Origin of the sequence: Mesorhizobium sp. M0923 (assembly GCF_040319365.1) — a bacterium.
Lineage (GTDB): Bacteria > Pseudomonadota > Alphaproteobacteria > Rhizobiales > Rhizobiaceae > Mesorhizobium.
Window position 1 is genome coordinate 121111 of record NZ_JAMYNW010000006.1, and the last position, 17985, is coordinate 139095.

The following is a 17985-nucleotide window of genomic DNA, read 5'->3' on the forward strand; positions in this document are numbered from 1 at the left end:
AATGGGGCCACGATCTCTGGAATAGCTACTAGAAAGGGTCGGTGCAATTGCGTGGAGTGTGCAGCTAGGGGCAGCGTGTTGGAAACCCGTCACAATCGATCGAGCTTACTCGAGTTGAGCCGATGAGGTGGCCATAAAGGATGTCGCGTGTTCGCGGGGTGCGGTGTCCCGGATGCCCGAAGTTGCGCGACAGTTACCCAAGCAAGGAGTCAAAATATGTGCGGCATCTGTGGATGGATTGATTTCGATCGTGACCTAGGAAGTCCCGACGCGCGACGGGAGCTTGCCGATATGACGGCCACCATGGCCTATCGTGGTCCGGACGACGAGGGGACTTGGATCGACGGGCCTGCGGCACTGGGACACCGCCGCCTGGCGATCATCGATATCCAGGGCGGTCGCCAGCCGATGACGCTCGACGAGGACGGCGAACCCGCCTTGGTGCTCGTCTACGGCGGCGAGACTTACAACTACCGCGAGCTGCGTCAACGGCTCGTCGCCCTGGGCCATCGGTTCGAGACGAGTAGTGACACCGAGGTGGTGCTGCACGCCCACCGCGAGTGGGGCCGACGCGACCCCTGCACTGGGGTGAGCGAACTAAACGGGATGTTCGCCTACGCACTCTGGGACACCGCCAAGCGCGAACTGCTTCTCGTACGCGACCGGCTCGGCATCAAGCCGCTTTACTACTATCCCACCCAGCATGGAGTGTTGTTCGGCTCGGAGCCAAAGGCGATCCTCGCCAATAGTCTCGCGGAGCGGGCCTTGGACGCCGACGGGCTTCGTCGCACCCTCTGTTCCGTCGCCGACCCACACAACTCCGTGTTCCGTGGCATGCGTGAGGTACGGCCCGGCCACATCGTCCGCGTGACCCGCGAAGGCATCCAGCAGATGAGCTATTGGCAGCTCGCCGACAGCGGGCACACCGATGACGTGCCTACCACCGTTCGGCGCGTCCGGGAGCTGCTTGAGGACACGATCCAGCGGCAGCTCATCGCCGACGTGCCGCTAGGCACGCTGTTGTCGGGCGGGCTTGACTCCTCGGCTTTGACCGCACTTGCCGCGCGCTTCAGCGACGAACGGATCCGGTCCTTCGCCCTCGACTTCGTCGGCTATACCGACAACTTTACCCCCGGCCCGGGGTACGCCACACCGGACGGTCCGTACGTGCAGGAGGTTGCGAAGTTCGTTACTACGGACCACATGAACATCACTTTGTCCGCGCACGAGCTCATGGAGCCTGGCGTGCGGGCCAGCACCCTCCACGCCCGCGACCTGCCGTTCACTTTGTGCGACAAAGACAGCTCGCTCTATCTGCTGTTCCGGGAGATCCGGCAACACGCGACGTTGGTACTGTCCGGAGAGTCGGCCGACGAGGTTTTCGGCGGCTACTCGTACTTCCACGATCCGGTGCACGTTCAGGCCGACACGTTTCCCTGGTTGGACGTCGATACCGGCTGGCAGTACCTAGATCCCGACCTGCTCGAGAAACTGGACCTTCCCGGCTACATCGACGAGCAGTACCGCAGGGCACTTGCGGAAGTACCCACCCTGACCGGGCCGGCCTCGGCCGATCCGCACGAGCGTCGCATGCGTGAGGTCTGCTATCTTTTCCTCACGCGTTACCTGCCGAGGCTGCTCGACCGCAAGGACCGGATGAGCATGGCGTTGGGTGTGGAGGTGCGGGTCCCCTACTGCGACCACCGCCTCGTTGAGTACGTGTTCGGCTGCCCATGGTCGCACAAGACTTTCGACAAGCGTGAGAAGAGTCTGCTGCGGGCCGCAACCGCGGACCTGCTACCGCAGTCGGTGGTCCAGCGCGTCAAGAGCGGGTATCCGGCTATCCAGGATCCGATCTACGACATAATGCTGCGCGACCGGTTCACCGAGCTCCTGAATGACCGTAATGCGGCAGTGGCACCACTGCTCTCCGTCGATGGCTCCCGCACGTTGCTCAACGCGACCGACAGCACCAGGTGGGTGGAGCATATCCTTACTCTGGACGATTTCCTGACCGACTATAATGTAAGCCTCACAGTCTGAGACGGCGAAATACGCATTGGGGGCAAAGGAGACCCTGATGCCGCATGTGGCGTTGGGCTCTGTCGCGAACTGGTTTTGTTGCAACGGCTGAATGGGAGTGCAGAGAGGTCTGGCACGAGCCCAATCACGCGGCAAGGATTTGGAACTGCTCGGCCAAGGATGGATTCGGATTGAAGGCGAACCTCGCCCGTTGCTTACGCATCATGTGAACCATTTCGATGCCGTTTAGGATGATCGGGGCTGATGCTGGTGGTCTGAAGCCGAGCATTGACCGGATGCGGCGCTTGATGCGCCGATGGTCCCGTTCGATCCGGTTATTCAGGTATTTACTCTTGCGGATCCCCGCGGACCTTGATGTAAGTCTCGTCGACATGCCACTTCCCGGTCACGCTACGCTTGCGCCGGTTGAAATGCTCCAGCAGTAGAAATGATCCGGCAGTAGCGGTGCGAAACGAACGGTCCAGCGGTGAATGGTCGTGTGGTCGACGGCGATCCCCCGCTCAGCCATCATCTCCTCAAGATCACGCAGGCTGAGATTGTAGGCCAGCTACCAGCGCACGCAAAGCAGGATCATGGATTGGTCGAACTGACGGCCTTTGAACATTGCAACCCTCCGAAATGATCGAAGGCTCCTTGCCACAGCGCTGGTAAGGAAAAGGTTGCAACAGATTCTCTTGTACTTCTCCTTAGCTTACCATTCCGGTTCACACAATTTGCATCGACTGCCGTTCCAATAAGGATTTTTTTCGCCGGTTCCGGTAAAATGCTATTCAAACGAATCGAAGTTGAAAGTGGTGCTCGATGAAACGTTGGGAAGTGGTTCGCTCCGGTATACTCAATGACATCCAGGCGAGAGCCTTCGAGAATGGTCGCCTGCCCGGCGATTTTGTCTTGGCAGAGCGATTTGGGGTCAATCGCCACACCGTGCGCAACGCGATCAAGGCACTGGAATCTGAGGGCGCTCTGCGGGTTCAACATGGTGTTGGAACATTCGTGGCCGATGATTTCGTTTCGCACAAGCTGGACAGCGATCCCAGATTCACTTTTAGACTCCTTGGCCAAAACAAGTCGGTGAAGCGCCAGATAATTTCGATCACCGACGCTTCCGTCGAACCTGAAATAATAGAACATCTGAAGATTGCGCCGCCAGCGTTGGTCACGGAGGTCCGGTCGATTTCGTTCATCAACGATTGGCCTTTGGCGACCGGGACGGCCTATTATCCCGTGGAGCGAGTTCCTGGTCTCGCCACGGCCTTCGAAGGGCTGAACTCCCCGACCACGGCCTTGAAGCGCTGCGGCATCCCTGAATATAAACGAAAATGGACGCGGATAACCGCCCGGAGACCCACCCAGCAGGAAGCGCAGCTATTGCGAATATCTTCCTCCAGCCCGGTACTCTTCGAGACGAATGTCGATGTGACGCCGGATGGGTTGCCAATCAAATATGCCTTCAGCGTTATACGAAGCGACCGATACGAATATCTGATTGAAAGTAACGACTGAAGGCACTTCGGCGACGAGACGTCAGAAGCTCGGCAGTTCCCACCACTGGCTCCCCTGCCCTGATTGATCAGATCAAATTTATCGGCCGAGCCCTTCTCCTGTCATCAAAGTGTTGCAATCAGCGCTTAGAAGATACCTAGACATCTAGTTATCAACGGTCCGGTTCTGAACTGGACCTACAATCAAAACGGCGAACACAAGTGCGGAATGACGTTGAATACAGGCAGCGATGGATGGCTGTCCTTGCCCGGGCCAAATGCGACGAACTCGAGCGAGCACGGAATAAGCTTGGCACTTCCCCGCAATTTGAGTGGCTCCGCCGACCCGAGACCGGCCTTGTGCTGGTGCGGGGGCGCGCCGGTGGTACCGGCGACCTCTTCAACCTCGGCGAGGTTACGATGACTCAGTGTGCTCTCAGGTTGACTGATGGTACGACGGGCTTCGCTTTCGTCCTCGGATGCGACGAGCGCCATGCAGAACTGGCGGCCGTCTTCGACGCGCTTTTGCAAAGGGCGGACGATATCGCGACCGCGAGCCGCCGGTTTGTTGCACAATTTGAGGCAACGCAATTGGACCGCCGTGAGCTTCGGAGCCGCAGAGCGGCTTCGACAAAGGTCGAATTTTTCGCAATGGCGCGAGATTCGAGCCCCGAATGAGCAGGGTTATGGATACTTCAACGATCGAACCTGGCTTCGCGAGTCCTGTTTTTGGTAGCCAGGATACATTCCGCCGCATCTTGGATGCCTATGCCTATGTCGGCCGTCCGCAAACGCTGGTCCCCGCAGCCACGGCAGTTGGCCCTCTCGATCCGGCGACCGTCTCGGTCTGTCTCACCCTTGCAGACTTCGAAACGCCAATCTGGCTCGATCTCCGATCGAACTTGACGTCCGTCCGCAATTATCTTGGGTTTCACTGTAGGGTGCCTGTCGTGGACGGCCCCGAACGATCGGCATTTGCCATTGTGGCGGATCCGATGGCGATGCCACGCCTGCCAAAGTTCTGCCTCGGCACTGAGTTGGAGCCCCAGGCCTCGACGACCATTGTCGTCCAGGTGCCCTCCTTTACAGGAGGGCTACTTGCACGATGGCGCGGGCCGGGGATCCAGCATGAGATTTCGGCGGCCATTGAGGGCCTTCCGTCGTGGTTTTGGGAAGACTGGCAGCTTAATCAGGCCGATTACCCGATCGGAGTCGATGTCCTCTTTACCTCCGGAAATGCAGTCATTGCGCTTCCTCGCAGCATATCGGTGGAGATCTGAATGGCTTATGTGGCTGTAAAGGGAGGCGAGCAGGCAATCCTCAACTCGCATCGGTTGATTGCAGAGGATAGGCGGGGCGATCCCGAAGTTCCCGAACTTACCGTTTCGCAGATCTCGGAGCAACTCGGTCTCGCTGTCGACCGGGTGATGTGCGAGGGCTCTATCTACGACAGAGAGCTTGCTGCCCTCGCATTGAAGCAGGCCCAGGGCGACGCCGTCGAGGCGATCTTCCTTCTTCGGGCTTTTCGAACGACGCTGGCGCGTTTGGCAGTGTCGAACGCGATCGATACAGACCAGATGGCCATCGAGCGACGGATTTCTGCGACCTTCAAGGACATTCCCGGAGGGCAGGTCCTCGGTTCAACCTATGAATACACGCATCGACTGCTTGATTTCGATCTCCTCGATGCTGCTGACGTCGAGGAGTCAAAAGCCAAGATTGCGGACGCCCCCCTTGATCCCAATCTTCCGCGTGCTTTCGACAGCATCTCCGACGAAGGCCTGATTGAAGCCGAATTGCCTGCGCCTGACCAGACATCGGTCTTCGATCTGACGCGAGAGCCTTTGACCCTGCCGGCCGGTCGTGATCAGCGTCTGCAGAATCTTTCGCGTGGCGATGAGGGTTTCGTCGTAGGATTGGCCTATTCCGCCCTGCGCGGCTACAGTGCTGGCCACCCCTACGTCGGGGAAACTCGGGTCGGAGACGTCGCGCTCGAGATTGTTCCTGAGGAACTGGGCTTTTCGGTCTCTGTCGGAGACATCACTGTCACGGAATGCCAGATGTTGGACTTGTTCGCTGGGTCCGCCGACGAGCCTGCGCGCTTCACGCGGGGATATGGTCTCGCCTTTGGAAGGAGTGAGCGCAAGGCGATGGGGATGGCGATCGTTGATCGCTCATTGCGTTGCCACGAATACCGTGAGGAACCAAAATATCCTGTTCAAGACGAAGAGTTCGTGCTTTCTCATACCGACAATCTCGAGGCGGCCGGGTTCGTCTCGCATCTGACCTTGCCGCACTATGTCGATTTCCAGGGTGACCTGCAGTTCATACGACAGTTGCGCCGCGAGCAGGTCGATAGCCGTTCAACCAAGGAGGCCGCGGAATGACCGGCGCGCAGGAAGGTTCGTCCAAGCGGGGCCGCCGCCAAGCCTACAACTTTGCCTATCTCGACGAGCAGTCCAAGCGGATGATCCGTCGCTGCATCTTGAAGGCGATGGCCGTGCCCGGCCTTCAGGTTCCGTTTGGAAGCCGCGAGATGCCACTGGCCTATGGATGGGGCACCGGCGGTATACAGGTGACAGCCAGCGTCATCGGGCCCAGCGACACGCTCAAGGTGATCGACCAGGGCGCGGATGATGCCACGAACGCGGTGTCCATCCGCCGCTTGTTCAAACGCGTGGCCGGAATCGCAACTACCGAGAAAACCGAAGCCGCCACAATCATTCAGACGCGTCATCGCGTGCCCGAGAAGCCTCTCAAAGAGGGGCAGATTATAGTCTATCAGGTGCCGTCGCCCGATCCACTGCGTCGTCTCGAGCCCAGGGAATCCGAGACCCGGAAGATGCATGCGTATGCGGAATACGGCCTGATGAGCGTTCAGCTTTACGAAGATATCGCGCGCTTTGGCCACATTGCCATGACGAACAGCTATCCGGTTATGACCAATGGCCGATATTTGATGTCGCCCTCGCCCATTCCCAAATTCGACAATCCGAAGATAGCAAACAGTCCGGCTATCCAGCTTTACGGGGCAGGCCGCGAAAAGCGAATCTATGCCGTCCCACCCTACACGCAGGTGCATAATCTCGATTTCGAAGACCATCCTTTTCGGGTGCAGAAATGGACTCAATGTTGCTCGCTTTGTGAAGCAACCGACAGTTATCTCGACGAGATCGTGGTGAATGACAGGGGGCAGCGAATGTTCATTTGCTCGGACACCGACTATTGCGCGACTAGACGAGACCAGGGCCACGTTGGGCCGGATGGTGAGAGACCGGCCGCCATTGGGTCGCTCTCGACCTCGAAAAGAGGATCAGAACAACTATGAGAGCTGCAATGCAGGTCCAGTCCGCTCGCCGTCAACCACTGCTCTCTGTACACGATCTTACGAAGGGCTATGGAAAGACGATCGGCTGTCAGAACATTTCCTTCGATGTCTTTCCAGGCGAGATCCTCGCCATCGTCGGCGAATCCGGATCAGGCAAGTCGACTTTGCTCAACTGCCTCTCGGGACGTTTGACACCGGACACAGGCTCCGTGGTTTACGACCTGCGCGACAAAGGGCCAACCGATATTCTCAGCCTGTCGGAGCCGGAACGACGCAGGCTGATGCGGACGGACTGGGGCCTCGTCCAGCAGAACCCGCGGGATGGCCTTAGAATGGAGGTTACCGCCGGTGGTAATATCGGTGAGCGACAGATGGCGCTCGGTGCCCGCCATTACGGCAACATCCGTGCTGAGGCGCAAGATTGGCTCCAGAAGGTGGAGATCGACCTTTCCCGCACCGATGATAAACCGAAGGTCTTCTCCGGCGGCATGCAGCAGCGCCTGCAGATCGCGCGGAATCTCGTCACCCGTCCCCGGCTCGTCTTTATGGATGAGCCGACCGGTGGTCTCGACGTCTCCGTGCAGGCGCGTTTGCTTGATCTCTTGCGTGGGCTTGTGCGCGAGCTCGGTATCGCCGCCATCGTCGTCACCCATGACCTAGCCGTCGTGCGCCTGCTCGCCGACCGGCTGATGGTCATGCAGCGCGGGCGCGTCATCGAGAGAGGCCTGACCGACCAGGTGCTTGACGATCCGCATCACCCCTATACGCAATTGCTCGTTTCCTCCGTTTTACAGGTCTGAGGCAGTAAGGACAGTTCAGATGACTACGCGCATTCACGTCAAAGGCCTCGCCAAAATCTTCCATTTGCACACTCAGGGCGGAACCATCCTTCCTGTCTTCGACAATATCGAGCTCACCGTGAAAGCCGGCGAATGCGTTTGTCTGCACGGACCGTCTGGATCGGGAAAGTCAACATTGCTGCGCTCGCTTTATGCCAACTACAAACCGAGTGCAGGCAGGATTTTCGTCGAGCACATGGGCGAGACCGTCGACCTGCTGGCCGCCGAGCCCTGGGAAGTGGTCGAAATCCGCCGCGGGACGATAGGCTATGTCAGTCAGTTCCTGCGCGTCATTCCGCGCGTCGCCACCCTTGACGTCGTCGCCGAGCCGGCCATCGCCAATGGCATGCCGGCCGGAGAAGCGAAGGCCCTCGCCATAACCCTGCTGACCCGGCTTCGCATTCCCGAGCGTCTTTGGTCGCTGGCGCCGGCCACCTTTTCCGGTGGCGAGCAGCAGCGCGTCAATATCGCCCGCAGCTTCGTCGTCACCTATCCGATCTTGCTTCTCGACGAACCGACCGCCTCGCTCGACGCCGCCAACCGAGCCACGGTCGTCGACCTGATCAACGAGGCCAAATTTCGCGGTGCAGCGATTGTCGGCATCTTTCATGACGCAGAGGTACGCGAAGCCGTTGCGGATAGGCTCTTCGAGGTCGGAAGTCCTTCAGGAGCCAAAGCTGGGGCACCTGCTGCGGTAGCGGAGACATGTGGATGATCGGGATAGCGCACCGGTAACCATGCGCTTCACCACGCTGATGGCGGGAAGACATCCAATGAGCGCATCAGCACGAAACGCGATCACACACCTAGCTAGGTAACGCGACGGCTGTAGCTGTACTTGGCCTTCGTTCACAACGAATTCAATTTAACGCTTGGTGAGATACCATGACTCATGAAGTTTCATTCACGAACGCAAATGTCGTTCTGCCCAACGAGATCGTATCTGGCGGGGTGTGCCTGAAGGAAGGAATGATATCCGACATCTCGGCCGGTTCGGTTTCCGCACCCAGCACAATTGATCTACAGGGTGACTATTTGTTGCCAGGCATTGTTGATCTCCACACCGACAATTTGGAGAAACATGTTTCACCTCGCCCCGGCGTCCGGTGGGATGTAAAGCTTGCCCTCATGGCTCACGATGCTTTGGTCGTCGCGGGCGGTGTGACGACTGTTTTCGATGCGTTATGTGTCGGCTCAACCATCCGAAAACCCGAACGGAACAAGTATCTCGAGCCGAATATTGCGGGCATCAAAAACGCGAAGGAGCGACAGCTCCTCAGAGCGGACCACTTCCTGCATTTGCGCTGTGAAATAACAGACAAGGGTGTTCTTCCGCTCTTCTCCCAATTTGTCGATGACCCGCTGGTAAAGCTGATATCGATCATGGACCATGCTCCGGGCCACAGGCAGGCGGCCGATTTGAAGAAGTTCCGTGAAGACCAATACGCGGACTATGGTCTGTCATCTGAGAACCTTGAGCAACAAATTGATGAATGGCGAGCGGCATCTGAAGAACTCGGGCCGAAGCATCGAACTCATATCGCAGAGAGTGCATCGGCGCGATCGATCGCATGTGCCAGTCACGATGACGAAACCGATGCGCACATAGAAGAGGCGATAGACCTCGGAATTTCCATTTCCGAATTCCCGACGACCATGACTGCGGCCAAGGCGGCGAGAAAGGCGGGCCTGTCGATATTGATGGGTGGCCCAAACGTCGTGAGAGGCGGATCCCATTCCGGGAACATCGCAGCAGGGGAACTCGCCCGGGAAGGACTGCTGGATATTCTGGCATCGGACTATATCCCAAGCAGCCTCCTCCAAGCCGCATTCCTACTGACCGCGGAACACATCGGGCTCAACCTGCCGACTGCGGTGCGAATCATCTCTGCAAATCCGGCCGCAGCGCTTGGTATGAACGATCGCGGCGCAGTGGAAGTCGGCCGCCGAGGCGATCTGGTCCGTGTGACTGTTAGTGAAGGCACGCCTGTCGTGCGCGAGGTTTGGTCTGAGGGACGAAAAGTCTTCTAGCACAATACGACCGGAAGTTTGGCGGCGTCAGGCTTGGAAGGTTCCTGCAGCGCTAGCGAGATTGTGGCTTCCGATTGAAATGAAACAGCGGGAACTACCCTGAACGGAACCTGAAGAGTTAAACCCCAGCTAGGTGAGAAAATATGCAACGCGCAAAAGTCTTTATGGTGATGATCGACGGTGTGAGCGCCGACTATTTCGCCAATCATCGCAACAGATATCCGAACTTGTCCGCGCTCGCTGAGAACGGATTCCTTGTAAAGAGGATGCGCTCGCCGTTTCCGGCCACGTCGATGCCCGGGCGTGCTTCGATCCTGACAGGCGACAGCACAGTGCGCCACGGCATCTATGGCAACCGAATTCTTGTAAACGGCGAGTTCGTACCGCCGCAAGCCGAGGACGTTAAGACTCGGACGATCGCGCTGCGCGCGCACGAGGCAGGCCTCGACGTCGCCTGTATCGGCCATGCTCTCGTAGACCCAGAGCATACATCGGTCTATGTACCCCCTTGCTGGCTCCGAAGCTGCGGCTTCATGAAGCAAGGTGACCAGGGTGCGCGTCTACTCAACGTGAAGGATCCGCAGTCTCGCCTGGCAGGCGTTCCACTCGGATTGGAGGCGACTGCCGCGAGTAAGCCAGACGGCGTTTATAGGATAACAAATTTCCTGTGGGGCGATCAGTCGATGATTGCTGCCGCGACCGCACTTGCCTGCTCCAGCGACGCGCCCGATCTGATTCTGACCGAGGTGAATCTGACGGACACGTATCAACATGAATTCGGCTATGAGAGCCGGGAGGCGCATTTCTCGGTAGCTTTCGCAGATCTGCTCGTCGGTCAAATCACTTCGCAGCTAGCGCGTGCAGGCCGATTGTCTGAATATGCCATCGCAATCACGAGTGATCACGGCCATGGTCCCGTGCACACGGCAATCTATCCCGATCGCGTTATCCCAGACGCGGCATGGGCGACCGAAGGCGCGGTCCTCCATGTTCGGGTGTCAAGCAAGGCCGATGTGCAGTCGGTTACAGCGCGGTTGTCGGAATTTGGCGTCGAGCCCTGCGATTCGATCCATGTCTCTGAAGATGATCGGACAAACATTTGCACGTTTACTGCTCCTCCTGGTCACGATTTTGAGGCGGCGCCATCGAGCACGCCATCTGACCAGTTCCTCGGCAAGTCGAAGCATCTCTCCACGCACGGTTTTTGGGCGGGAGCGCCATTCGACGATCGGATTTGCATATTTTCCGGGAAGCATGTCCCGCAGGGCTCATGCGAGATCGCCGATGAGACGCAATTCGCATCAACTATCGGCGAATTGCTGAAACTCCCGAAGGATTTTTCGGCCGCCTCCCTCTTCGAAGCCCAATAGATTCCTGGAGTATCTGCACCAGGTGCATCGCTTTCGACTGCGTAGCAGGCGGCGCAATGGGCGATGGACGGTGCCCGACGTTTTGTTCGGGCTGACCTGCTCGGCCCGAACTGATCATTATAGGGAAGACCTCGAGCCTACTATTTGAAACGACGAACACAATGCGCAATGATGTAGGAAAACAACAGGGTGGACCGACGGGCGCTGCTGAGAACCACGCGACCGCCGTTGATCTTATCAAAGAGGCCACTCGCGGCGGCGCCATCGTCGCCATCTTCCATGACGAGGAAGTTGAAGAAGCCGTTGCCGATAGGCTGTTTGAGATCGGCAATCAATCGACCGCAATGGCTGTGCCGGCTGCTGCCGTGGCGGGGACGTGCGACTGATGCCCGAGCCATGCAGTCGCTACGCCATCTATTACACACCGGCTCGGGAACATCCGCTCACCGTAGCGGCGAGTTCATGGCTTGGTCGCGATGCCTTCCGGGCTGATGCTGCCGACGATGCCCGACCGGAGGCGGACGCCCTTCTGACCTCGGAGCCGCGCCGATATGGTTTTCATGCCACGCTCAAGGCACCGTTCCGGCTGAGAGAAGGCACTTCGGTCGAGGACCTGGAAGAGGCGCTCAGTAGGTTTGCCGCATCACGGTACCCTTGTCCGATTGGGGCTTTGAAAATCGATCTCCTCGGTGGCTTCTTTGCGCTCGTTCCCGTCAGTCCCACCCCGGCCTTGCGCGGTTTTGCTGCGCAGATCGTTGATGAATTCGATTGCTTCCGGGCACCGATGAACACGCCGGAACTCCAACGGCGGCTGCTAAGTCCGCTCGATGAGATCGAGACCGCCCATCTTGTGCAATGGGGTTACCCCTATGTGCTCGATCGTTTCCAGTTTCATATCACGCTGACCGACCGCATTCCCGAAGAGGATCGAGCACGAACGAGAAAGCGTCTGGAAGCGATCTTTGAGGATTATCTCTCCGAGGATTATCGCATCGATAGACTGTCACTGTTCGTGCAGGAGCGCAACGGGGGCGATTTCGTTGTCCGCTCGCAGTTCACAGTCGACGGCGGAGCGGTGCTCAAAGCGGCGGTCTGGGCTCGATGATGTCGCGGCAGGGGAGGCTGATCCTTGTCGTCGGACCAAGCGGCGTTGGCAAGGACACGCTGATCGATTACGCGCGAAGCCGGCTTCGATCGGATCTGCGCGTTCATTTCGTGCGCCGTGTCATCAGCCGGCAGATCGCGGTCGGAGAGAACCATGAACCTGTCGACAATGACGAATTCCAGCGGCGCGTTCTCGAAGGCGCCTTTGCGCTGCATTGGCAGGCAAACGGCCTATCCTATGGGATACCCTCGGATATCGACGAGTGGCTGAAGCGTGGCGATGTCGTCGTCGTCAACGGCTCCCGGGCCATTCTGTCCGAAGCGCGAGAGCGCTACCCGCAACTGCTCGTGGTCAACGTCACCGCGCCTATGGACGTATTGGCGAAGCGCTTGGTCGAACGGGGACGCGAAAATCTGATGAGCATCAAACAGCGTCTGATCCGAAACGAGCAGCAAAGCGTCCAAGGTGGCGATGTGCTGCATATCGACAATTCCGGATCGCTCGAAGACGGTGGCGAAGCGCTGACCCGCATTCTTCTTTCGATCCAAAATAGTGCAAAAGCTTGCGGCGCAAAATGCTAATCTCCTCGGAGAGCATCTGGGCATATGCCAGCCCGCGCCTTACCCGGAGTGTTACGAACCCTGCTAGCCTCGACGGGATCGCAGATCGTATCATCAGGTGCGTTAAATCACGTCCTCTATACTGCCGTTTCCGACGAAGCCGCCCCTTTGGTCCTATATGATTGCGCGCCCGGATTCCAAGATGATCTCGCCTCCTGAGGCCGAGGCTGTGCTGGCGGTCACGCGAAACTCGATGCGCGCGAACGGGGGGCAGGCCTCCCCAGTATTCGTCGTGGGATTCGAGAGCGAGACCAACGTCCTTCTTGTTGGACGCAATCCTGTACGCACCAGCCCCGATGGGCGCGGCGAACCAATTGTCCCAGCTGCCTGCCTCGTTGAAGGCAGCACGACTGACGATCTGGGCGCTCCACGCAACTAGCTTTTTCTCGGTCGCCGGGTCAGGAACCCTTGTGGTAATGCGCACGGCGAGAGGATCGATCGCCTCGACTTTCGCGATGTTGTTCTGGTACTGCCATATCGTCAAGTCCAAGTCGGCCATTGCTTTTGATGCAAACCGACGAGCGGGATGCGCAGCGATCCCGATCTTACCTCTTCAAAGGTGACCGCAGCGATAAGAGATAATGATCGGCAAGTGAGATTGCCCGCCGTCGGTAGGCTTATACCCAGCTCGTTTCGGCCGAAGCACGGCTGGCGGCCTATGTTAGATCACTCCGATCGGGATCATCCTTGTTGCCTTCAATAAGATACTCATATCGGTCGCTTCGTATGGCGCTGGAAGAACATTTAATCGGTAACCCATCCGGGATTACATCGACACTGGTTTCAACGAGTACCGGGCTGGATGAAGATATTCGCAGCCGCTGTGCTTCTTGTGGGGTGGGCCTCCGGGCGGTTATCCGGGTCCATCTTCTGTTGTATTTGGCAATCCCGCAGCGCTTTAAGGCTGCAGCGACGGAGTCTTCCGCCTCGAACGCAGCGGCAAGACCCGGAATTCGGTCGATTGGGAAGTAGCTCGTTCCGGTCGTTAAGGGCGAGTCGTTCATGAACGAGACCGATCTGAGCTCAGTGACCAGTGCCATTGGAGCGATGTTCAAATGCTTTGCGATATCTGCTTCGACAGAAGCTTCGCTGATCGAAAGTATTTCCGACTTCAGGGATTTGTTCTGACCAAGTAGTTTATAAGTGAACCTGCGATCACTGTTGAATCTGTCTGCAACCAAATCATCGGCAACAAATGTTCCCACACCATGTTGAACGCGCAAAGCACCCTCGGATTCCAGCACCTTGATGGCATTGCGCACCGTGTGACGATTGACGCCAAATCGTTCTGCCAAAACAAGATCGCCAGGCAAGCGCCCGTCCTCGAACGCACCCGCATCGATATCACTGAGGATCGCCGAGCGAACCACTTCCCAACGCTTCATTGCTGAGCACTTTCTTCGACTCGCATCTGTAACCTTCTCTTTACAGAAAGGCGCAGGAACAACCGCGATGACCTGACCGGCAGTAAACGTCCACTGCTTTGCGCGAGCGGTCCTTATTGGGGTAAAGCAAGAGCACGGCATAACTGATGGTCCGATGGACCGTTCTGCGCAGTTTTTGTCGTGCTCCGGGGACACCTGAACGAGCATTCTTACTAAATTGTGGTTTGACCATTATTATGCAAATGGCGCCAGAAACCCGACTGCCGGCGCGCCCTCGACGAACTCATTAAGCGCTTCCGCACATTCATGACAGACGTTGCTCCATACTTCGCCATGAGCGGTTTACCGCGACATGAATGCAGGTCACGGCTCCCGCCGCCTTAAAGCGCAGAACTTCAACAATCGTGCCAAATTGGCTGGTCGAGCCGAACATAAGCCTTTGTGACTTCTTTTCAGCCACTTAAGCCCGAGGCAAGCATTAGATTGGCTAAACAGCCTGTGTCGTGGACCCGACAAACCCGACAGTATGCATGGGGTAGAGCGCTATGCTTTGACCTTGCTGGAGGGCCGTGGTCGATGGCGACCCTTATCTCCAGCATTGTAACCTTGAACGCTTGGCCTGGTCCACCGAGTTACAACCAACTCTCAGCCGAGTGAGGCGCGCCATGCCGCGGCCCCTACCGCTCTCGAACAGCATAATACGATCGGCGCCGTCATCGAAATGAGCAAGGCAAGGCAGAAGCGGCTGATTGCCGGCTTGTTCGGGGTTTCAAGCGCCAGCCGCTGAAGAGATTGATGCCGACGTATAGCGATCAGGATCAGGATGAGAAGCGCTGACGCAGCCGGAGGAGGCGCGCCACCGGCTGGAGATGATCGTCAGCGGGCTGCGACGCGAGAAGTTCGGCGTGAAGTCCGAGAAGCGAGAAGCTGAGCCGCGAGCAATACAATCTGCCGCTCGCTGGAGACGTTGAGATCGCTCAGGCGTGCTGGACGCCCCCAAGAGGAAGGCCGAGGCGATCATCAAGGGCAAGTCGGGTACCTGCGCGCGTCCTCGCCAGCACAACCGTGGCCGGTTGCCCGCCCATTTGGAGCGTGTGGAACAGGTGATCGAAGCCCGCCTGAGCGCTCATTTCGTCAGTCGCACACTGCGCCGGCCCGGTCACCAGCCGAGGATCATTGCGCCGATCTACTCACCTTTCCGGAACACGGACATGTAGCGCCAAGATGCATTGTCAAACGGACGCTTCTGCCAATCTCCGTGGCGTTCGAGGAGTTCGAGTCCGCTAATTCTTGCGAGTAGATCGAGCTCAGTTGGATAAAAATATCGCATCTTGACTGGCATCGTCCGGCTTCCGGCCGGTGTAATCCAAAGGTCTTGAGAGATAAAAAGCTGCTGATTGCGGTCATGTCTGGCAAATCGGACCATGGCGCGCCGCTCATCGACATGCATGACCGTGGTCCGCTGGTTACCATAGATGCCAGCACCAGAGAAATCAGCAGTATACGGGTAGTTTAAATGTATGACGAACCGTCCGTTCGGCCGCAGAGAGTTTGCGACAGACGCCAGGCAGCCGAGTTGTTGTTCCACAGTCACCATATGTGAAAAGGTGTTATTGATGCAGTACACGAGGTCAAATTGCGTACCTAGATCGAACTGCGCCATGTCGCCAAGGTGTGATGTGATTGCATCTCCACCGCCTTTCGCGCGGAGTGAGGCAAGCATCCTTTCCGAATTATCGAGACCGTGAACAGAAGCTCCTGTCTCGGAAAGCGGCAAAGCAATGTGACCATTTCCGACGCCAAGTTCTAACGCGATGCCGTCCTTTGTGAATGGAGCAAGAAAACTCACCGCTCGATCGATCTCGACGGACTTATTGAGCGCCTCCGCATACTCATCATAAATATCGCTCCATATTTCGCCATACGCGCTATAAGCGTCTTTTATTTGCCCATCATCATTCATGACGCTTTCCTCATTTTCAGTATTGCAAGAGGGGGCACCTCGATTTGCCGAACTGAATGGCACCTATCGCCGCGTGCTGCCTCAAATCATGCTACTCAGCGCGCGAGCAAACTAACCTTCTCTTTGATGAGCCATCGGACGCTCGCTTGCGCTGACCTCGTCCAAGAATATTTGGCTCCAGATTTCAAAAAGAGCGGCGTTCCACGCATAGTGGAAGGTCCGTTTCGGGAAATTTCGTTCGACGTTTTGAGCGAGGATACCGATGTCTTTCGTCCCGGGAAGCCGTTGCGCCGCTACAGCTTGACTGAACGATCACGTCATGATGGTCGGTGTGAAAGTAATCTGCGACCGCGTTCAATTTCCGGGTCGCCGGGGCCGTATCCAACCGTGAATGTCGATAACGGTAAGCCGGGACGAGACCGGCGCAGAAGGGGCGGTGATTGCAGCTGGAATCGATGCCGCCGCCAAGTGAAACACCCACCCGTCCGGTTATATGAACTGCTCGACCGATGGAGTTCTCAAGTAAGCCTAAAAGTTCGGCCGGATTTTGTGCGCCAGTGGGAACATCGTAATCAGCCGGGACGGGCGGCAGCCGTATGTAATTATAGCCTGAGGCCCCGAACGTTTCCACATACCCACTCACTACAGGCATCATCATTGCCTCCTTCATTAAACAGAGGCTGAACGCCCGTTCGAAGAAAATCAATAGAAAAATTGAAGTTATTTTCCTGTATAATTAAATTACATTTATGCAACAAATTATTATACCAAACGTAATACGAGTAACATATTTGTAATATATATTTGCAAATATGTGGTGTATGACAGTCATAGTCTGCCCCGGCCGATTGGCTCCCGCAGCCCTGGCTGCCATACCGCTCCTGTGGCGGCAGCGGTGTCACAACGTCGAAACCGATGCGAACAAGGTCGGTCCGACGTTGAAGGGCGGCATTGGTCGGACCACCGGACCGCGCCGGGGTATTCCTATTCGCAGGCGATGAAGGCTGAGGGCGCCGGCCTCGTCTGGGACGGAACGAACCTGGCGGAATACCTAGCCGACCCCGGCCTGAAGAATCCTGACGACGTCAAGAACGTCATTGCCTATCTGAAAAGCATCCCCCAAATAGAGCAGACATGGAAAACGCGGTACCACTCACGAACGAAAACTGCGCCGCAGCTACGGAGAGAAAGGGTATTCCCGTCGACATCGCCGCCGCCAAGGCAGTCGCGATTGCCAGGACCGTGGCGGAGACCGAGCGCGTTCCGCTGATGGACGCCACCGGACGCGTCCTTGCCGGGGAACTCAACGCCGCGATCGACCTTCCGCCCTTCGACAACTCCGCCATGGATGGTTATGCGGTCAGGACCGCCCACCTGACCGGGGCAGGTCCGTGGGAGCTGTCGGTCGGCGGCCGGGTCGCAGCAGGCGAGGTCCATAGCGGACAATACTCCATTCCAATGAAGCAATCCGCATCTTCACGGGCACTCCCGTGCCTTCCGGGTTCGACGCCGTCGTCATGCAGGAACATTGCGAGCGTGCGGGCGACCGTATCTCGTCACGAGACTGCCCAGGCGGGGAGAAAACGTGCGCCACGCCGGCGAGGATGTCCGGGCCGGGAACCTCCTTATGGGCGCTGGCGACCGGCTGTCGCCGCAGCGGCTGGCGCTTCTGGCGGGACAGGGCCTGGACGCAGTCGAAGCACTTCGGAAGGTCCGCATCGGCCTGATCTCGACCGGTTCCGAGCTACGTGAGCCCGGCGAGCCGCTAGGGCATGGCCAGATCTACAATTCCAACCGCGTCATGATCCGACCATGATCGG

The 17985-nt window shown here is 57.7% G+C and carries 16 protein-coding genes and 3 pseudogenes; 15 read left to right on the forward strand and 4 right to left on the reverse strand.

Annotated features, from left to right (window positions below):
• Nucleotides 1-216: 216 nt before the first annotated feature.
• Entirely contained in the window at nucleotides 217-2043 is a 1827-nt protein-coding gene (gene asnB, locus NKH89_RS12520; protein ID WP_352908978.1) for an asparagine synthase (glutamine-hydrolyzing), read from the forward strand.
• Nucleotides 2044-2167: 124 nt separating this feature from the next.
• Here asnB and NKH89_RS12525 read toward each other — a convergent pair.
• Nucleotides 2168-2590: pseudogene (locus tag NKH89_RS12525) on the reverse strand (DDE-type integrase/transposase/recombinase).
• A 254-nt stretch (nucleotides 2591-2844) separates the two neighbouring features.
• Here NKH89_RS12525 and phnF (NKH89_RS12530) point away from each other — a divergent pair.
• The 12 genes from phnF (NKH89_RS12530) (at nucleotide 2845) to phnN (ending at nucleotide 12778) form a co-directional block, all read left to right on the forward strand.
• Nucleotides 2845-3546 carry a phosphonate metabolism transcriptional regulator PhnF gene (gene phnF / locus NKH89_RS12530; protein WP_023803500.1) on the forward strand — a complete coding sequence of 234 codons (702 nt, stop codon included), beginning with the start codon at nucleotides 2845-2847 and terminating at the stop codon, nucleotides 3544-3546.
• A gap of 233 nt (nucleotides 3547-3779) precedes the next feature.
• Nucleotides 3780-4202: a phosphonate C-P lyase system protein PhnG gene (phnG, locus tag NKH89_RS12535; RefSeq protein WP_036270458.1), complete on the forward strand. Its 423-nt coding sequence runs from the start codon at nucleotides 3780-3782 to the stop codon at nucleotides 4200-4202.
• Nucleotides 4199-4804 (forward strand): phosphonate C-P lyase system protein PhnH, encoded by a 606-nt coding sequence (gene phnH, locus NKH89_RS12540; protein ID WP_031256902.1) that lies wholly within the window; start codon nucleotides 4199-4201, stop codon nucleotides 4802-4804. The genes phnG and phnH overlap by 4 nt, the downstream gene beginning before the upstream one ends.
• Entirely contained in the window at nucleotides 4805-5911 is a 1107-nt protein-coding gene (locus NKH89_RS12545) for a carbon-phosphorus lyase complex subunit (RefSeq protein WP_023803503.1), read from the forward strand.
• Nucleotides 5908-6852, forward strand: coding sequence for an alpha-D-ribose 1-methylphosphonate 5-phosphate C-P-lyase PhnJ (locus NKH89_RS12550; protein ID WP_023803504.1), 945 nt, complete (start codon nucleotides 5908-5910; stop codon nucleotides 6850-6852). The genes NKH89_RS12545 and NKH89_RS12550 overlap by 4 nt, the downstream gene beginning before the upstream one ends.
• Nucleotides 6853-6860: 8 nt before the next feature.
• The gene (gene phnK / locus NKH89_RS12555; RefSeq protein WP_023803505.1) at nucleotides 6861-7652 is read left to right on the forward strand and encodes a phosphonate C-P lyase system protein PhnK; all 792 of its coding nucleotides are present in this window, start codon (nucleotides 6861-6863) and stop codon (nucleotides 7650-7652) included.
• Between the two features lie 19 nt (nucleotides 7653-7671).
• Nucleotides 7672-8406, forward strand: a complete 735-nt coding sequence (gene phnL, locus NKH89_RS12560) for a phosphonate C-P lyase system protein PhnL (RefSeq protein ID WP_023803506.1) — start codon at nucleotides 7672-7674, stop codon at nucleotides 8404-8406.
• A gap of 170 nt (nucleotides 8407-8576) precedes the next feature.
• Nucleotides 8577-9722, forward strand: coding sequence for an alpha-D-ribose 1-methylphosphonate 5-triphosphate diphosphatase (locus tag NKH89_RS12565; protein ID WP_352908982.1), 1146 nt, complete (start codon nucleotides 8577-8579; stop codon nucleotides 9720-9722).
• A 143-nt stretch (nucleotides 9723-9865) separates the two neighbouring features.
• Nucleotides 9866-11092 (forward strand): alkaline phosphatase family protein, encoded by a 1227-nt coding sequence (locus tag NKH89_RS12570; protein ID WP_352908983.1) that lies wholly within the window; start codon nucleotides 9866-9868, stop codon nucleotides 11090-11092.
• Between the two features lie 161 nt (nucleotides 11093-11253).
• Entirely contained in the window at nucleotides 11254-11478 is a 225-nt protein-coding gene (locus NKH89_RS12575; RefSeq protein WP_023803509.1) for a hypothetical protein, read from the forward strand.
• Entirely contained in the window at nucleotides 11478-12197 is a 720-nt protein-coding gene (locus tag NKH89_RS12580) for a DUF1045 domain-containing protein (protein WP_023803510.1), read from the forward strand. The genes NKH89_RS12575 and NKH89_RS12580 overlap by 1 nt, the downstream gene beginning before the upstream one ends.
• Nucleotides 12194-12778: a phosphonate metabolism protein/1,5-bisphosphokinase (PRPP-forming) PhnN gene (gene phnN, locus NKH89_RS12585; RefSeq protein ID WP_023803511.1), complete on the forward strand. Its 585-nt coding sequence runs from the start codon at nucleotides 12194-12196 to the stop codon at nucleotides 12776-12778. The genes NKH89_RS12580 and phnN overlap by 4 nt, the downstream gene beginning before the upstream one ends.
• 253 nt (nucleotides 12779-13031) lie before the next feature.
• Here the strand turns inward: phnN and NKH89_RS12590 are convergent.
• The 3 genes and pseudogenes from NKH89_RS12590 to NKH89_RS12600 form a co-directional block, all read right to left on the reverse strand.
• A pseudogene (locus NKH89_RS12590) lies at nucleotides 13032-13316 on the reverse strand (ABC transporter substrate-binding protein); the annotation flags it as partial.
• A 157-nt stretch (nucleotides 13317-13473) separates the two neighbouring features.
• Nucleotides 13474-14202 (reverse strand): phosphonate metabolism transcriptional regulator PhnF, encoded by a 729-nt coding sequence (gene phnF, locus NKH89_RS12595; protein WP_352908984.1) that lies wholly within the window; start codon nucleotides 14200-14202, stop codon nucleotides 13474-13476.
• Between the two features lie 1186 nt (nucleotides 14203-15388).
• Nucleotides 15389-16165 (reverse strand): class I SAM-dependent methyltransferase, encoded by a 777-nt coding sequence (locus NKH89_RS12600; protein WP_023803515.1) that lies wholly within the window; start codon nucleotides 16163-16165, stop codon nucleotides 15389-15391.
• Nucleotides 16166-17434: 1269 nt separating this feature from the next.
• Here NKH89_RS12600 and NKH89_RS12605 point away from each other — a divergent pair.
• Nucleotides 17435-17536, forward strand: a pseudogene (locus NKH89_RS12605) (hypothetical protein); the annotation flags it as partial.
• A gap of 214 nt (nucleotides 17537-17750) precedes the next feature.
• On the forward strand, nucleotides 17751-17981 hold the full coding sequence (locus tag NKH89_RS12610) for a hypothetical protein (protein ID WP_023803516.1): 231 nt from the start codon (nucleotides 17751-17753) through the stop codon (nucleotides 17979-17981).
• The last annotated feature ends 4 nt before the right edge of the window (nucleotides 17982-17985 follow it).

Bases quoted from the DNA above. Each gene is read 5' to 3' on its own strand.
- asnB (WP_352908978.1), top strand. From the start codon at position 217: ATGTGCGGCATCTGTGGATGGATTGATTTCGATCGTGACCTAGGAAGT.
- phnF (WP_023803500.1), top strand. From the start codon at position 2,845: ATGAAACGTTGGGAAGTGGTTCGCTCCGGTATACTCAATGACATCCAG.
- phnG (WP_036270458.1), top strand. From the start codon at position 3,780: ATGGCTGTCCTTGCCCGGGCCAAATGCGACGAACTCGAGCGAGCACGG.
- phnH (WP_031256902.1), top strand. From the start codon at position 4,199: ATGAGCAGGGTTATGGATACTTCAACGATCGAACCTGGCTTCGCGAGT.
- NKH89_RS12545 (WP_023803503.1), top strand. From the start codon at position 4,805: ATGGCTTATGTGGCTGTAAAGGGAGGCGAGCAGGCAATCCTCAACTCG.
- NKH89_RS12550 (WP_023803504.1), top strand. From the start codon at position 5,908: ATGACCGGCGCGCAGGAAGGTTCGTCCAAGCGGGGCCGCCGCCAAGCC.
- phnK (WP_023803505.1), top strand. From the start codon at position 6,861: ATGCAGGTCCAGTCCGCTCGCCGTCAACCACTGCTCTCTGTACACGAT.
- phnL (WP_023803506.1), top strand. From the start codon at position 7,672: ATGACTACGCGCATTCACGTCAAAGGCCTCGCCAAAATCTTCCATTTG.
- NKH89_RS12565 (WP_352908982.1), top strand. From the start codon at position 8,577: ATGACTCATGAAGTTTCATTCACGAACGCAAATGTCGTTCTGCCCAAC.
- NKH89_RS12570 (WP_352908983.1), top strand. From the start codon at position 9,866: ATGCAACGCGCAAAAGTCTTTATGGTGATGATCGACGGTGTGAGCGCC.
- NKH89_RS12575 (WP_023803509.1), top strand. From the start codon at position 11,254: ATGCGCAATGATGTAGGAAAACAACAGGGTGGACCGACGGGCGCTGCT.
- NKH89_RS12580 (WP_023803510.1), top strand. From the start codon at position 11,478: ATGCCCGAGCCATGCAGTCGCTACGCCATCTATTACACACCGGCTCGG.
- phnN (WP_023803511.1), top strand. From the start codon at position 12,194: ATGATGTCGCGGCAGGGGAGGCTGATCCTTGTCGTCGGACCAAGCGGC.
- phnF (WP_352908984.1), bottom strand. From the start codon at position 14,202: ATGAAGCGTTGGGAAGTGGTTCGCTCGGCGATCCTCAGTGATATCGAT.
- NKH89_RS12600 (WP_023803515.1), bottom strand. From the start codon at position 16,165: ATGAATGATGATGGGCAAATAAAAGACGCTTATAGCGCGTATGGCGAA.